The sequence below is a fragment of the Cognatiyoonia koreensis genome (assembly GCF_900109295.1).
Taxonomy (GTDB): domain Bacteria; phylum Pseudomonadota; class Alphaproteobacteria; order Rhodobacterales; family Rhodobacteraceae; genus Cognatiyoonia; species Cognatiyoonia koreensis.
In genome coordinates this window covers 1,817,170-1,830,597 of the sequence record NZ_FOIZ01000001.1, presented here as the reverse complement: position 1 = coordinate 1,830,597, position 13,428 = coordinate 1,817,170, and the positions used below count along the sequence as shown (strand labels likewise).

Genomic DNA, 13,428 nt, shown 5'->3' with positions numbered 1-13,428 from the left:
CGCAGTCAAATCGGGAGCAAGACATGTCACGCAAACGTGGTGGTGGACGCGCAGGGAATGCTGCGCGACGGGGCACGGCCAGCATCGAGCAGATGCCGTGGCGTATTCCAGTCAACACGGACCGCCCAACAGAACCACTGGATGAAGATGGTGTGCAGGCCATTCACGACGGGGCCATGACCATCCTTGAAGACATCGGTATCGAGTTTCTGAACGAAGAGGCCATCGCCCTGTTCAAGAAAGCAGGTTGCCGCGTGGATGGCACGAACGTCCGTATGGATCGCGCGTGGGTGATGGAGATGCTGGGCCATGCGCCAGCGCAATTCACGATTACCCCGCGCAATCCAGACAAGCAGATCACTATTGGTGGCAAGCATATCATCTTTGGCAATGTGTCCTCGCCCCCGAATTATTTCGACATGGAGATCGGCAAGAAAGTATCGGGCACCCGCAAGCAATGTGCGGATCTGCTGAAGCTGACCCAGTATTTCAACTGCATCCATTTTGCGGGCGGCTATCCGGTCGAACCTGTCGATATCCATGCCTCGGTGCGCCACCTTGACGTTGTCTTTGACAAGATGACCCTCACGGACAAGGTCGCCCACGCCTATTCCCTTGGCAAAGAGCGGGTCGAGGACGTGATGGAGATGGTCAAGATCGCAGGTGGTCTGACCGAGGAGGCGTTTCAGGCCACCCCGCACATGTATACGAACATCAACTCGACCTCGCCGCTCAAGCACGACATTCCGATGATTGACGGTTGTTTGCGGTGTGCGCGGCGTGGGCAGGCGGTGATCGTCACGCCCTTTACGCTGGCCGGAGCGATGGCCCCTGTCACGATGGCCGGTGCAGTGACCCTGTCAATCGCCGAAGCGGTCAGCGCGATTGCCCTGTTCCAATACGTCCGCCCCGGCACGCCGTGTGTCATCGGCACATTTACCAGCAACGTGGACATGAAATCAGGCGCACCCGCTTTCGGCACGCCCGAATACATGCGCGCCACGCAGATGACCGGACAGATGGCGCGCTTCTATGGTCTGCCGATGCGCGCGAGCGGGGTCTGTGCGGCAAACGTGCCTGACGGTCAGGCGATGTGGGAGACATCCAATTCACTTTGGTCCGCTGTGCAATCGGGCACGAATATCGTCTATCACGCTGCTGGCTGGCTTGAAGGCGGGCTGATTGCGTCGCCCGAAAAATTCATCATGGACTGCGAAGTGCTGCAAATGATCCAGCGCTATATGGAGCCCGAGATCACCGCCACCTCACCCGCAGAGATAGCCCTGGATGCGATCCGCGACGTGGGGCCGAACGGCCATTATTTTGGGATCGAACACACGCAGAAGCGTTACGAAACGGCATTCTACCAACCCTTTGCATCCGATTGGCGCAATTTCGAGGCTTGGGAGGTCGCCGGTGGTGTCTGGACGGCAGAACGGGCGCATCGGATTTTCAAGGATATCATGGCAAGCTTCGAAGCGCCCGAAATGGACGAGGGTATCCGCGAGGAGCTTGAAGCCTTTGTGGCACGCCGCAAGGAAGAAGGCGGCGCACCGACGGATTTCTAGCACTCTGCGATGGCTGTCACGAGGTTCATCATCATCGTTTCATAAAGGTCAGGGCCGGGTTCCAGGCCACCACCGACGCCATCGATGAAGGCTGTCGGTACGTCGCTGTTTGCCTGCATCAGTGCAATCCAGTCACCGTTGACGTCGCGGTCCGTCAGGATGCAACCGATGTTCTGGTCAGCGACCATATCAAGCAGGGCCTGAATTCGTCCGGGTCCGGGCGTGTTTGCATGAAGGTCTGCAATTGATCCTTTGGAATCCAGACCATAGCGCACTTCGAGATATTGATAGCCGTCATGCGGCCAAAGCAGTGAACCTGCAGCTGTCAGGGTCGCCTTCGCTTTGGCGTCCAGTTCAGCGAGACGGTCGCGCGTTGTGGCAAGGTTTGCAGCATAGGTTGCTGCATTTTCCGGATCGATTGCAGTCAGCTGTTCCGCGATGGCCTCTGCCCAGATTGCGGCGATTGTCGGATCCTGCCAAGCGTGTGGGTCCATTGCGCTGCTGTGCGTATCGTGTTCGTCGGGGTCGTGATCATCATGCTCTTCGTGTGCATGATTACTGTGATCTTCATGGTCCTCGTGATCACCATGGTCGCCGTGGTCGTGCTCTGAGCGTATCGCAAGCGGCTCCCATCCTTCGGTTTCCATCAGCGTCAGCACCTGCGCACCAGCCGCGAGCGTTATTACGGGGTCTACCAGCCAAGGTGTCAGGTCCGGGCCGACCATGATGACGATATCCGCATCCTGCAACGTCCGCGCATCTGACGGGCGGAACGCAAAGTCGTGGGCGTCCGCATCCGTCGGTAGGATCAGTGCTGGTGTGCCCGTGTCCCCCATGATCTGCGCAGTCAGACTGTGGATCGGCGCAATATCTGCGACGACGTTCAGGTCGGCCTGCGCCAGCGTCGGAACACAAAGCAATGCTGCGGAAAGTCGAATCATGAAGGCACCCCTTGTGGATCAAAAGCGCTGTGCCTATACAGCGTATGTTATAACATAACAAGAGATGCAGATGACCCCCGATCCGCTTGGCTTTCGCAAGCATAATCACGCCCGCTGCGTGTCTTCGGCGATGACCGCCGTTGAAGACGCCTGTGCTGCGCGTGGGTTGCAACTGACGCCTGTGCGTCGTCGGACGCTGGAAATCCTACTTGAAGCGCACGCGGCCCTTGGGGCCTATGACGTGTTGGCGCGTCTGGATGCCGAGGGTCTTGGCTCCAAGCCGCCGGTTGCTTATCGCGCGCTGTCATTTCTTGTGGAGAATGGGTTCGTTCACCGCATCGAACGGCTGAATGCCTTTGTCGCCTGCGCCCATCCCGGTGCGGCCCATGACCCCGCTTTCATGATCTGCCGGAACTGCAAGAAGGTGGCCGAAGCTGCCCTTGATGATTGTGCCTTCTTGACGCCTGCCGCCCAAAGCGGGTTTCAGGTCGAACAGACCGTCTTTGAGGCCGAAGGACTTTGCCCGGCCTGTCAGGGGGCATCATGAGTATTCTGTCAGCCGAGAATGTCAGCGTGGGCTATGGCGGCCCGATGGTGCTTGAAAATGTCAGCCTTTCGATTGCGCCGGGCGAGATCGTCACCATTGTTGGCCCCAATGGATCGGGCAAATCGACGCTGCTGCGTGTTCTGATCGGTGCCATCAAACCGCAGACGGGAAAGGTGCACCGCAAGCGCGGGCTCAAGATCGGCTATGTGCCACAGACCCTGCATATCGACCCGACCCTGCCATTGACCGTGCGCCGCTTTCTGGATTTGCCAAAGCGGGTCGCTGACACCGACGCTGCCGCCGCGCTGGAAACCGCAGGTGCTGCGGGGCTGGCAGGCAAACAGATGTCGGAACTTTCTGGCGGGCAGTTCCAGCGGGTGCTGCTTGCGCGCGCCATTCTCAGCAAGCCTGATGTGCTTTTGCTGGACGAGGCGACGCAAGGGCTGGATCAACCGGGTTCGGCCAGTTTTTATCGCCAGATCGAGACCGTGCGTTCTGAATTGGGCTGTGCTGTCCTGATGGTCAGTCATGAGCTGCATGTTGTGATGAGCGCGTCGGATCGTGTGATTTGCCTGAATGGCCATGTCTGCTGCGAGGGTACACCGGACGTTGTTTCAGCCGCGCCAGCCTATCGCGAATTGTTTGGCACGGGGACGGGTGGTGCGCTCGCGCTTTACCGACACGAACACGATCATCACCACCATCACGGACACGATCACGACCATGCTTGACGATTTTCTGGTGCGGGCCGCCCTTGCCGCCCTCGGCACGGCGCTGGCCGCTGGTTTGCTTGGGTGTTTCGTCGTCTGGCGGCGGCTGGCATATTTCGGGGATGCCACCGCGCATGCGGCGATCCTTGGTGTGGCAGTCTCGCTTGCATTTGCCACGTCGATCTATGTTGGTGTCGGAGTGATCGCGCTTGGCATGGCGCTGCTGTTCCACGTTCTGCAGGGGCGCGGGCAAGGGCCGGATGCAATCCTTGGCGTCCTGTCGCATGGCGCATTGGGCCTTGGCCTGATGGCCGTGTCACTGGTGCCCGGCACGCAGGTTGATCTGGACAGCTATCTGTTTGGTGACATCATCACCGTGTCACGTACCGATGTGGCCGTGATCTGGGGCGGGGCATTGATCGTGCTGGGGCTGCTTTGGGCGAATTGGTCATCGCTTCTGACCGCGACGCTGAACCCTGATCTGGCGCAGGCGGCGGGCATCAATCCAAGGCGGCAGGAACTGCTGCTGACGCTTCTGCTGGCCGCAATCGTGGCGGTATCGATCAAGATTGTCGGCGCGCTGCTGATTACCGCTTTGCTGATCATTCCCGCAGCAGCGGCGCGTGGCATCATGCGCACGCCCGAAGGGATGGCATTCTGCGCCATGGGCTTTGCCGCCATCGCGGCACTTGGTGGCCTTCGGCTGGCCGTGGTGCTGAATACGCAAGTCGGCCCGTCCATCGTGTGCGTCGCGCTTGCGCTTTTCGCACTGGCCAGCATCGGTGGAAAACTGCGCACATCCGGCAGCTAATTGCCGCATCCCGGCCCATTGGTGGCCACAGGCTTGCCCCGTTTGTGCGCTATCCCATAGGCCTGCACGCACCCGGGGAAAGGTTTTGGGATGAACCGTCTGAAAAGTATCTGCATCGCGATTGGCCTGAGCGTTCTGGCTGGACAAGCCACTGCTGCCAGAAACTGCGCGACGCCAGCGAACGTGAACGTTATGGCGCAAGAAATCGCCAATGGCATCAATGCCAACCGCCGTGCCAACGGGCAACCGGCGATCCGCTATAACCAGCGCCTGAGCCAAGCCGCGATGACCCATGCCTGCGATATGGCAGCGAACGGGTTTTTCGGACACAATGGCAGCAACGGATCGGACGTGAACCGCCGGGTGCGCAACGCCGGCTATCAAGGCTGCCTGGTGGCTGAAAACCTCGCCTGGGGTTATCCGAGCTCGCAGCAGATTATTTCAGGCTGGATGCAGTCGCCGGGCCATCGCAGCAACATGTTGCACCCGCGCGTTGCCGAATTCGGTGTTGGGATCACCCAAGGGCCACGTGGCCCGAACTGGGTTCTTGTGCTTGCCAAGGGCTGCTAGACGTCGATCCAGATTGTGACGGGGCCATCATTCGTCAGGCTGACTTTCATGTCGGCCCCGAATTGCCCCTGCGCCGTCGGAATGCCCAACGCGTCCATGTCAGAAATAAAGCATTCGTAAAGTGCCTTGCCATCGGCAGGGGCCGCCGCGCCGGAAAAGCCCGGCCGGTTACCGCGCGACGTATCGGCGGCTAACGTGAACTGGCTGACAATCAACGCCGCCCCGCCAATATCGGTCAATGACAGGTTCATCTTGCCTGCATCATCCGCAAAAATGCGCAGCTTGCTGATCTTGGCCGCAAGCTGGGCGGATTTCTCTGGCGTATCGCCTTGCATCGCGCAAACGAGGATGAGCAGACCTTGCGCGATCTCGCCGATCATAGCGCCATCGACACGCACGGATGCATCGCTGACCCGCTGGATCAGTGCTCTCACAGTTCGGTGTTCCAGGGCGGGTTCGCACCTGCGCGGCTGACCGTGATCGCGGCGGCCTTGGCCCCAAGGGCAGCCGCATCGCCGAGTGCGTCCAGCGACACGTCAGCGAATGCGGATTTATTCAGATGACCGGATTGCGCAAGACCTGCGAGAAATCCGGCATTGAACGTGTCACCGGCCCCGACTGTATCGACGACAGCGACTTTATTTGCCGGAACGTCGCGTGTGCCGTCGCGGGTGACGATGGTCACACCGTCTGCCCCGCGTGTCAGCAGGACGCAGCGTGTCGCCGTGCCGTCCAGAAGGGCCGCAGCGTCTGTGTTGCCGGTTAGCCAATCAAGGTCCTCGTCCGATGTTTTGATGATGTCCGCCACGCCCATCATCCTGGTCAGGCGCGCGCGATAGCGGGGTTCGTCCGTGATAAAGCTGGGCCGGATATTGGGGTCGATCATTGTCAGGCGTTGTGCTGCCTCGCGCAGCATCAGCGCCTCGTAGGCCGCCCCGCAGGGTTCTACGACAAGGCTGATGCCGCCGAAAAACATCGCATCGGCTGTTACTGTCGGCAAATGCGACTCGTCCAGCATGCGACCGGCGGTGTTTTCGTCATAAAAGGCATATGACGCATGGCCGTCCGTCAGCTTGACGAAAGCCAGCGTTGTCGGGCGCGATGATGTATGGACGGGGGATGTATCGACGTTGGACGCGGCGAGATGGTCGCGCAGCACATCGCCGAACAGATCGTCGGACAGACCCGAGAAAAACTGGACCTTCGCCCCCAAGCGCCCCAACGCCACTGCAGTGTTCATCACCGCACCACCTGCGTGCGGCGCGAATGCGTCTTCGCCAGCCGCAGTTTGACGCGGCAACATATCAATCAGGGCTTCACCGCAGCAAAGTATCATCTTGGACCTCCAGCCTATTGGCTGTTAGCGATAACATATCCTGCAATTCCCGCAAGGATCAGACCGACAATTACCGCAAATGCGATCTTGATCGCAGAATAGGGCCGTTCGCCCTGTACCCGCCCTGTGCGGCCATTGACGACAAAGCGGAAAGTACGGCCCCGATATTTGTAGGCGGCAAGCCATACGGGCAGAAGGACGTGTTTGAAAGTGACATCGCTGATCTGCGTCTTCACGTCGTGCACCCGTTGCCTGTCGCCGCCGATATCGTATTTCACATCCCGCAGGATCATGCGGTCCATATAGGCGCGGGCCTCGGTAAAGCCTTCCGTCAGTTCGACCTGATACCCTTCGGCCCGGAAACCGGCGAGGAATTCAGGCTGATAGGGTTCGAGCGCTGACAAATCCCAAGGTTCCAGCGCATCTGTATACTTCTTGGGCAGACTCTTGGAGGCGAGCACCAGCACATCATCGAAAAAGCGGGCGACCCGTCCGGACCGGTGGCTCCAGCGAGTTTTGCGCACGCGCACCTGCTGACGCTTTCCGTCGCGCACGACAGTGCGGGTTTCGTAATAATCATCGCCGCGCTGACCGGTGTAGCTGCTTTTGGTATCGGCATCGAAGGTCCAATAGGGGACATAGATCCCGTTCATGGCGCGCCCCTTGCGCGCGTATTCCTGCAACCCGTTGGGTGCAAACCAGAGCGATCCCAGCCATTTGTTCATCGCGCCACGGGCCGTTTTTTCATCCAGTGCAAAGGGCAGCAGACCGCGCGGTTTGATATGGCGGTGCGTGCCCGTGTCGGTGACGACAGGTGTCGCACAGAACGGGCATTCGGCTGCATGGGTGTCGGCGTCGTATTCGGTCTGGGCCGCACAGTTGGGGCAGGTAATGACGCGGGTCTCTTCGATCTCGGCGTCGGCCAGATCGTTATCGAGCGCCTTGCGAAAATCGAGTTCGCGGATGCCGCCATTTGCGGTCCGGTCGGTTTCCATGGGTTGCGTATTGCCGCAGTGGTCACAGATCAGGCGATCTTCGCCCGGATCGAACCGCAGGTCTGAGCCGCAGGCATCACAGGGAAAACGGTGTTCGACGACAGGGGCGGATGCAGTTTCCATGATTACAAATACTTATGCCAGATTTTCGGGGTCATCATTCGCAATGCCCCGTCGTTCAATGTCGTGTGCCGCCACAGATGAAAGATGCTGTGGAATATGCTGGCGACAAAGAGAACCAGCAAACTGTTCCATGCAGCATCCGCGCTGCCAAGACCTATCAGGTCTGCCGCATTTGCCAGCACAGCAAGGACCAAGAGCGCGTACATTCCGTAATGCATCCATGGGTAGGCTGCCCGGAACAGACCGGAAAGCTTTGGTCCGGGCCGGCCCAGCAGACCACCTGTCAACAGGACACCAATCCACCCAAGACCGGCGATGACGAAGGCCCATCGCAATCCTTCTGCCGCCGTGCCGCCTTTTATCATGGCAAGCACCATGAAAAGTACGGACCAGTGCAGCGCGATCACGACAGTGCGCCGCGACATGCCCTAGCCTGCGGGTGGCGGTGGTGGTGGTGGCATGACGGTGAAAAGCTGTGCCAGCTCTTGTACGTCGTCCGCCTTCATCCAGCCGTCCTGTCCGGGGGTCCAGACCATCGTGTCGCGGGTCACCGATTTTTCGCTTACCATACGGCCCAGATCGGCCTTGGAAAACGGCCCCTTTGTCTGGCCATTCTCAGCGATGTGCCAGACGTGTTCGACGGGTGGCGGTGGCGGGGCAGGCGGTGCGGCCTGTGGCTGCCGCTGCGTCCAAGGGTTGTTCATCTGGTTGGCCATCGCCATGCCCATGCCCATGCCCAGACCTTCGGCCATGCCGCCACCTGACGGGTTGTTCGCGGCGGCTGTCATGGCTTCAGCGGCGGAGTACTGCGAGAATTTGTTCAAATCACCTGCAAGCCCCATCGATGTGCGCTTGTCGAGCGCCTGTTCGACGGCCGGCGGCAGGCTGATGTTTTCGATATAGAGTTCGGGGATCGACAGGCCGTAGCTTTTGATTGTCGCGTCGATCGCCTTGGTCACAAGCTTGGAAAAATCTGCTGTATTGGCGGCCATGTCCAGAACAGGGATGCCAGAACCCGCGATGACGCGGCTGAATTCCTGCACGATGATGTTGCGGATCTGGAAGCTGATTTCGTCCATGGTGAATTCGCCGTCAGTGCCGACGATTTCGCGCATGAACAGTGCGGCGTCAGACACTTTCACGGAATAGGTGCCGAAAGCGCGGATGCGGGTTGGCCCAAATTCGGGATCGCGCAACATGATCGGGTTCTTCGTGCCCCATTTCAGGTCTGAAAAGCGGGTCGTGTTGACGAAATAGATTTCCGATTTGAACGGCGACTGGAACCCGTGGTCCCAGCTTTGAAGCGTCGTCATGATCGGCATATTATTGGTTTCAAGCATGTAAAGGCCGGGCGTGAAGACGTCTGCCAGCTGGCCTTCATGAACGAATACGGCCGTTTGACCTTCGCGCACCGTCAGCTTGGCCCCGTACTTGATTTCATGCCCTTCACGTTCGAAGCGCCAGACCATGGTGTCACGGGAGTCGTCCGTCCAGTGAATGACGTCGATAAACTGACCGGAAAGAAAATCGAGAATACCCATGACAATTCCTTTGTAACTTGTGCTGATGGAAAGGTAGGGATCAGGCCCGCGCGGTGCAAGGTAAAGAAACGCGCAGCTTTCCCACTAGCTGGCCCCGCGATCGAGCAATTCACGCGCGATCTGGCGTGCGACGGGGGCGGCTTCGGCAGGTTGCATGCCGGTGCGAAGACGCGGATCATACAGCATCTTGAGCAGCAATTCGTCATGCGTTGTCAGCAGGCCGAATTCCTCGTCATCGTTGAAAATCGACGGACGTGCCTGCGGGCTGTCGTTGGCAAGGCCAAGCCCTTGGGCCAGTTCTTCGTGGATGCAGGATGTGCGCAGCAAATCGGGGTGTTCGGAACGGATCACGGCAATCGCCTTGGAATAACTGGATGATCCGCCTTCGGAAAAGGCAACGACGATGCACAACTGGTCGCGCGGCAGGTTGATGATTGCATTCAGAGAGCTGGTCGCGATGCCCGGCACGATTTCGCGTATGCGGTCGCGATAAGCAAGCCGATCATCCTCGTTCAGGATCAGTACATGAAAATTCGGATTCTCATCGACCTTGCGGATCGACAGGCCCGTCACGCGAGACAGTCGCGCGATATAGGCCGAAATGCCCGACGCGTCGCGGGCGCGCTGCATTTCAGGAACAGATGCGCCGAATTCGACGGACATGCGCACTGGCTGGTCCCAGCGACGCAGGCGAGACAGCGTGGCTTGCGGGCGCAGCGCATCGCCATCTGTCACATATTCATCAAAAAGCGCGATCCGCACGAAATTACGCGCCAGAATCGTATCCGTGAATGGCGTATCGGGCCCACCACCGTCGCCGCGCAACAGACCCTGAGCCAGCAGATCGTTCTGCAAGCGTCGATAATAGATCGCAAGTGCCTTGCTGGCCTCGCTTGGCTCGACGATTTCGGGAACTTCTGGCGGGACGACTTGGGGGATTTCGGGCGGTGTTTCGGGTGGTTGTTCAACCAGCGGTGTTTCGCAGGCCGCAAGCGCTATCAAACCCAGCATGCTGAGCGTGAAAAGCGATTTGCGGCCTGATATCATGTGCTTAGGCTCCGGTCGACGTCCCGACGTTGTCGCCTACACCATCCTTGCGCGACTTTGCAGCAGCAAGCGTATTCTTCAGTTCCTGCTCCATGTTCTGCAATTCCTTTTCCGCTTCGGCGCGCTTGCGTTTGCCCTCGTCGGCGATTTCAAGGCTTTCGTTGATTGTTGCGATCAGATCGGCATTGGCCTGCTTCACAGCTTCGATGTCAAACACACCGCGTTCCATTTCGGTGCGGATGACCTTGTTGGCATCCCGCAGGTTCGACGCATTGGCTGTCAGCAGTTCGTTGGTCAGATCATTGGCGTCCCGTACGGCTTCGGCAGCTTCGGCACTGCGCTGGATCGTGACGGCCTGCGCCAGTTGGGTTTCCCAAAGCGGCACCGTGTTTACCAGCGTCGAGTTGATCTTGGTGACCAGAGACTTGTCATTTTCCTGGACCAGACGGATCGACGGCAGGGATTGCATCGTCACCTGTCGGGTCAGTTTCAGATCATGCACCCGGCGTTCCAGGTCGTCACGCGCCGCGCGGATATCGCGCAATTCCTGCGCTTTCATCACACCCTGTTCTTCGGGGGCGGCCTGCACCTCTGCCTCTTTGGCGGGGATCACCGTGCTGTCGAGTTCGGCGATCTTCGCCTCGCCTGCCGCGATATAAAGCGCCAGTTCGTCGTAGAAGGCGAGCGTCTTGTCATAAAGGACGTCAAGGCTTTCGATGTCCTTCAGCAGCACATGTTCATGCCGGAGCAGATCATCGGTGATGTTGTCGATCTGGCCCTGAACATCTTCGAATTTCGCGACAAACTTGGCCATTGGTGCGGCGCGGCCAAGCAGTTTTTCCCACCAGCTTTGCTTGCGGCGCACATCAAGTTCGCTGACCGAAAAGCCGCGAATGGTGCTGACGATATTGCGCAGGCTGTCACCGGCGGGGCCGACGTCCTTGTTGCGCACACCGGCCAGCATGGATTGCGAAATCGTCTGCAATTCCTGCTGTGCACCCGACCCGAAGGACACGATAGAGTTCGTGTCGGTGATATCGATTTCCGCCATGCGCGTCGTAATCTCGGCGCTTGTCGGGGCGTCCGCTGTTTCGAGCGTCACAAGCTCTCCCTTCGGTTCAGGCAGCACGACGGCTGTCACTTTTTCAACATCGGCGAGCGTCGCCTCGGCCTTTTTGCGGATATCGTCAGACATGATTGTCCCCCTTTATGACTTCAGGCTCACGCCTTCACGCTGCAACCGATCACGCAGCACTTTAATTTCAATGTCCATGTCGCTGCGGTCGTCCAGCAACATCTTTTCGGTACGGGCAGCGAAGTTCTGCTCAAGATCGGTCAAGAGCGCTTCGTAGTCGGCGCGGGCCTGCGCGTCCTTGTTGCGCTTGTACAAATCCACGAACTTGACCGTCGCATCGCGGGCACCCATCAGATAGACGCCCAAGAACTTGCGCACGCCCGTCAGATCGCGCGGGTCTTCCTCGACCGTGCGGATCATTTTGTTGGCTGCGGTAATGAAGCCGGTCACGCGCCCCGTAAGGCCACGATCGCGCAGTGTTTCGATCTGGCCGCGCATCACGCCAAGGTGGTCTTCGGCCTCTTCCACAACCTTGGCCACACGATCCTGCTGGAAAGTGTCGACGCCTTCCATGCGCTTGTCTGTTAACGGATCGATGCCAAAAGCGGCGACATGCAGACCTGCCGCAGCCAGACCGTAAAGGCTCGCGCCGACATACCCGGAATCGCCGGTATAGGCAGCCAGCGCCACACCGGTGCCGGTCAGCAAGGTTGCTGCCATCTTGCGTGGAAAGGCTGGCTTGCGCGCGACCTTGCGCGCGTCATACGCCGCTTGCGCGCGCAAGCCCTCGCGCAACAGCCACGCGGCAAGGGTCAGCAAACCGGCCGCAACAAGGGCGATCACAAGATTGACCGGTCCTTCATTGATGGACAGCAGTGCCAACAGCGCACCGGGAATGAACAGGACATTCGCCCGCCCACCTGCCGCATCAACGCGGCGCTGGTCGACAGGGGCTTCGGCGATCGGCGATTTCGCATTGCCGTCAGGACTGAACTGGCCGCCAAACTTCTTTGCCATCAGACGCCGCCCAGCCAGCCGGTGACCACACCAAACATCAACAAGATCAGCACCACATAAGCGACGCGCTGGAAGGTCTTAGGCATATTATCCCCCAAAGCAGACTGAGCCGACGCCGTCACGGATTTGGCGGTGCCCGCAACCGCACCGATGACAATCACCAGCATGATCAATAGCAGCAATACCAAGACAAGCCGAAACATGTCGCCCCACGTCGTTTTTCTTCATCGCAAGTAATCTAAGCACTCTGTCGCGACTTTACGAATGTTTTTGCAGCGCTTTGCGTTCCGCGTTCAGTTTGCGGCTATAGCCCGACTGGATGATTTCAACGGCCACAAGGACGATAACCGAGAAGTAGAAGGTCGATTTCGACATCGGGACGATCTCTTTGCCGAACACCTTCAGTGCAAGGTCCTTGGCTTCCTCGTGGGGCACGCCCATGTTTTCAACACCATGCACAGCCGCTTGGCCGGCTTCGCCCAACAGGACGACACCGACGATCAGCAGGATGAACAGGCCAAGTACCTCGTACATCCGGTTTGCTTCCAGAAACGCCGCGACGCTGTCGGCCAGCAGCAGCATCGCAAGGCCCGACAAGATGATGGCGATCGCCAGAACCGGGAACACATCGGTGATCGCCAGTGCGGACAGGACAGAGTCAAACGAGAAGATCAGGTTCATCATGACAATCAGGATCACGACCTGTGTGGCGGATTTGGCGGATTTCCCGCTGACATCGTGATCGAGTTTGTCAATCGAAAGCATGTGCCCGATTTCCTTGACGGCCGTATACATGATGAACACACCGCCGACGATAAAGACACAGGTGGCAAAGTTGATCGCCCCTTCAAGAACGCCGGTCCACTGGAACGTGTAGAACGGCTCTGACAGGGCCCCGATCAGTTGGATCATCGTAAACAAAAGCACGACGCGCAAGACGACGGCGATGATGATCCCCCACATGCGGACGGACTTCTGCTGCGCGACGGGCGCGCGTTTGCTTTCAATCGAAATGTAAAGAAGATTGTCGAAACCCAGCACCGCTTGCAGGAAGCAAAGCATCAGCAGGTTGGTCGCATTTTCCAGCGTGAACAGTTCGGCCATCGGGTCCCTCGTGTCGGTTTGCCTTTAACAAGCACAACCAGCG

At 58.9% G+C, this 13,428-nt stretch carries 16 protein-coding genes; 5 read left to right on the top strand and 11 right to left on the bottom strand.

Annotated elements, in window-relative coordinates; all coding sequences use genetic code 11:
- The first annotated feature begins 23 nt into the window (after window positions 1-23).
- Entirely contained in the window at window positions 24-1,568 is a 1,545-nt protein-coding gene (locus BMY44_RS09140) for a trimethylamine methyltransferase family protein (RefSeq protein ID WP_089994739.1), read from the top strand.
- Here BMY44_RS09140 and BMY44_RS09135 read toward each other — a convergent pair.
- Window positions 1,565-2,509, bottom strand: coding sequence for a zinc ABC transporter substrate-binding protein (locus BMY44_RS09135; RefSeq protein ID WP_089993056.1), 945 nt, complete (start codon window positions 2,507-2,509; stop codon window positions 1,565-1,567). The genes BMY44_RS09140 and BMY44_RS09135 overlap by 4 nt on opposite strands.
- A gap of 70 nt (window positions 2,510-2,579) precedes the next feature.
- On the opposite strand from BMY44_RS09135, the gene BMY44_RS09130 reads away from it, so the two are divergent.
- The 4 genes from BMY44_RS09130 (at window position 2,580) to BMY44_RS09115 (ending at window position 5,147) form a co-directional block, all read left to right on the top strand.
- Complete coding sequence (locus BMY44_RS09130; RefSeq protein ID WP_089994737.1) at window positions 2,580-3,056, top strand: Fur family transcriptional regulator; 477 nt, start codon at window positions 2,580-2,582, stop codon at window positions 3,054-3,056.
- The gene (locus BMY44_RS09125; protein WP_089993053.1) at window positions 3,053-3,787 is read left to right on the top strand and encodes an ATP-binding cassette domain-containing protein; all 735 of its coding nucleotides are present in this window, start codon (window positions 3,053-3,055) and stop codon (window positions 3,785-3,787) included. The genes BMY44_RS09130 and BMY44_RS09125 overlap by 4 nt, the downstream gene beginning before the upstream one ends.
- Window positions 3,780-4,577 (top strand): metal ABC transporter permease, encoded by a 798-nt coding sequence (locus tag BMY44_RS09120; RefSeq protein WP_089993050.1) that lies wholly within the window; start codon window positions 3,780-3,782, stop codon window positions 4,575-4,577. The genes BMY44_RS09125 and BMY44_RS09120 overlap by 8 nt, the downstream gene beginning before the upstream one ends.
- Before the next feature lie 90 nt (window positions 4,578-4,667).
- A complete protein-coding gene (locus BMY44_RS09115) occupies window positions 4,668-5,147 on the top strand; it encodes a CAP domain-containing protein (protein WP_089993048.1) in 480 nt (159 codons plus the stop codon).
- Here the strand turns inward: BMY44_RS09115 and dtd are convergent.
- From dtd to BMY44_RS09065, 10 genes are all read right to left on the bottom strand, one after another.
- Window positions 5,144-5,581 (bottom strand): D-aminoacyl-tRNA deacylase, encoded by a 438-nt coding sequence (gene dtd, locus BMY44_RS09110; protein WP_089993045.1) that lies wholly within the window; start codon window positions 5,579-5,581, stop codon window positions 5,144-5,146. The two genes, BMY44_RS09115 and dtd, sit on opposite strands and share 4 nt — an antisense overlap.
- A complete protein-coding gene (locus BMY44_RS09105) occupies window positions 5,578-6,483 on the bottom strand; it encodes a carbohydrate kinase family protein (RefSeq protein ID WP_089993043.1) in 906 nt (301 codons plus the stop codon). The genes dtd and BMY44_RS09105 overlap by 4 nt, the downstream gene beginning before the upstream one ends.
- Before the next feature lie 14 nt (window positions 6,484-6,497).
- On the bottom strand, window positions 6,498-7,601 hold the full coding sequence (locus BMY44_RS09100; protein ID WP_089993040.1) for a TFIIB-type zinc finger domain-containing protein: 1,104 nt from the start codon (window positions 7,599-7,601) through the stop codon (window positions 6,498-6,500).
- A 2-nt stretch (window positions 7,602-7,603) separates the two neighbouring features.
- Complete coding sequence (locus BMY44_RS09095) at window positions 7,604-8,026, bottom strand: hypothetical protein (protein WP_089993038.1); 423 nt, start codon at window positions 8,024-8,026, stop codon at window positions 7,604-7,606.
- Window positions 8,027-8,029: 3 nt separating this feature from the next.
- Entirely contained in the window at window positions 8,030-9,142 is a 1,113-nt protein-coding gene (locus tag BMY44_RS09090; RefSeq protein WP_089993035.1) for an SPFH domain-containing protein, read from the bottom strand.
- 84 nt (window positions 9,143-9,226) lie between these two features.
- On the bottom strand, window positions 9,227-10,189 hold the full coding sequence (locus BMY44_RS09085; RefSeq protein ID WP_089993032.1) for a DUF2927 domain-containing protein: 963 nt from the start codon (window positions 10,187-10,189) through the stop codon (window positions 9,227-9,229).
- Between the two features lie 4 nt (window positions 10,190-10,193).
- Entirely contained in the window at window positions 10,194-11,384 is a 1,191-nt protein-coding gene (locus tag BMY44_RS09080; RefSeq protein WP_089993030.1) for a toxic anion resistance protein, read from the bottom strand.
- Between the two features lie 12 nt (window positions 11,385-11,396).
- On the bottom strand, window positions 11,397-12,281 hold the full coding sequence (locus tag BMY44_RS09075; protein ID WP_089993027.1) for a 5-bromo-4-chloroindolyl phosphate hydrolysis family protein: 885 nt from the start codon (window positions 12,279-12,281) through the stop codon (window positions 11,397-11,399).
- Window positions 12,281-12,484, bottom strand: coding sequence for a hypothetical protein (locus tag BMY44_RS09070; protein ID WP_089993025.1), 204 nt, complete (start codon window positions 12,482-12,484; stop codon window positions 12,281-12,283). Before BMY44_RS09070 ends, BMY44_RS09075 begins: the two co-directional genes overlap by 1 nt.
- A gap of 55 nt (window positions 12,485-12,539) precedes the next feature.
- Window positions 12,540-13,385, bottom strand: a complete 846-nt coding sequence (locus tag BMY44_RS09065) for a TerC family protein (protein ID WP_089993022.1) — start codon at window positions 13,383-13,385, stop codon at window positions 12,540-12,542.
- Window positions 13,386-13,428 lie beyond the last annotated feature (43 nt).

Coding starts and splice junctions, on each gene's coding strand:
- BMY44_RS09085 (WP_089993032.1), bottom strand. CDS start 10,189: ATGATATCAGGCCGCAAATCGCTTTTCACGCTCAGCATGCTGGGTTTG.
- BMY44_RS09070 (WP_089993025.1), bottom strand. CDS start 12,484: ATGTTTCGGCTTGTCTTGGTATTGCTGCTATTGATCATGCTGGTGATT.
- BMY44_RS09100 (WP_089993040.1), bottom strand. CDS start 7,601: ATGGAAACTGCATCCGCCCCTGTCGTCGAACACCGTTTTCCCTGTGAT.
- BMY44_RS09080 (WP_089993030.1), bottom strand. CDS start 11,384: ATGTCTGACGATATCCGCAAAAAGGCCGAGGCGACGCTCGCCGATGTT.
- BMY44_RS09115 (WP_089993048.1), top strand. CDS start 4,668: ATGAACCGTCTGAAAAGTATCTGCATCGCGATTGGCCTGAGCGTTCTG.
- BMY44_RS09095 (WP_089993038.1), bottom strand. CDS start 8,026: ATGTCGCGGCGCACTGTCGTGATCGCGCTGCACTGGTCCGTACTTTTC.
- BMY44_RS09090 (WP_089993035.1), bottom strand. CDS start 9,142: ATGGGTATTCTCGATTTTCTTTCCGGTCAGTTTATCGACGTCATTCAC.
- BMY44_RS09105 (WP_089993043.1), bottom strand. CDS start 6,483: ATGATACTTTGCTGCGGTGAAGCCCTGATTGATATGTTGCCGCGTCAA.
- BMY44_RS09135 (WP_089993056.1), bottom strand. CDS start 2,509: ATGATTCGACTTTCCGCAGCATTGCTTTGTGTTCCGACGCTGGCGCAG.
- BMY44_RS09075 (WP_089993027.1), bottom strand. CDS start 12,281: ATGGCAAAGAAGTTTGGCGGCCAGTTCAGTCCTGACGGCAATGCGAAA.
- BMY44_RS09130 (WP_089994737.1), top strand. CDS start 2,580: ATGACCCCCGATCCGCTTGGCTTTCGCAAGCATAATCACGCCCGCTGC.
- BMY44_RS09120 (WP_089993050.1), top strand. CDS start 3,780: ATGCTTGACGATTTTCTGGTGCGGGCCGCCCTTGCCGCCCTCGGCACG.
- BMY44_RS09140 (WP_089994739.1), top strand. CDS start 24: ATGTCACGCAAACGTGGTGGTGGACGCGCAGGGAATGCTGCGCGACGG.
- BMY44_RS09125 (WP_089993053.1), top strand. CDS start 3,053: ATGAGTATTCTGTCAGCCGAGAATGTCAGCGTGGGCTATGGCGGCCCG.
- BMY44_RS09065 (WP_089993022.1), bottom strand. CDS start 13,385: ATGGCCGAACTGTTCACGCTGGAAAATGCGACCAACCTGCTGATGCTT.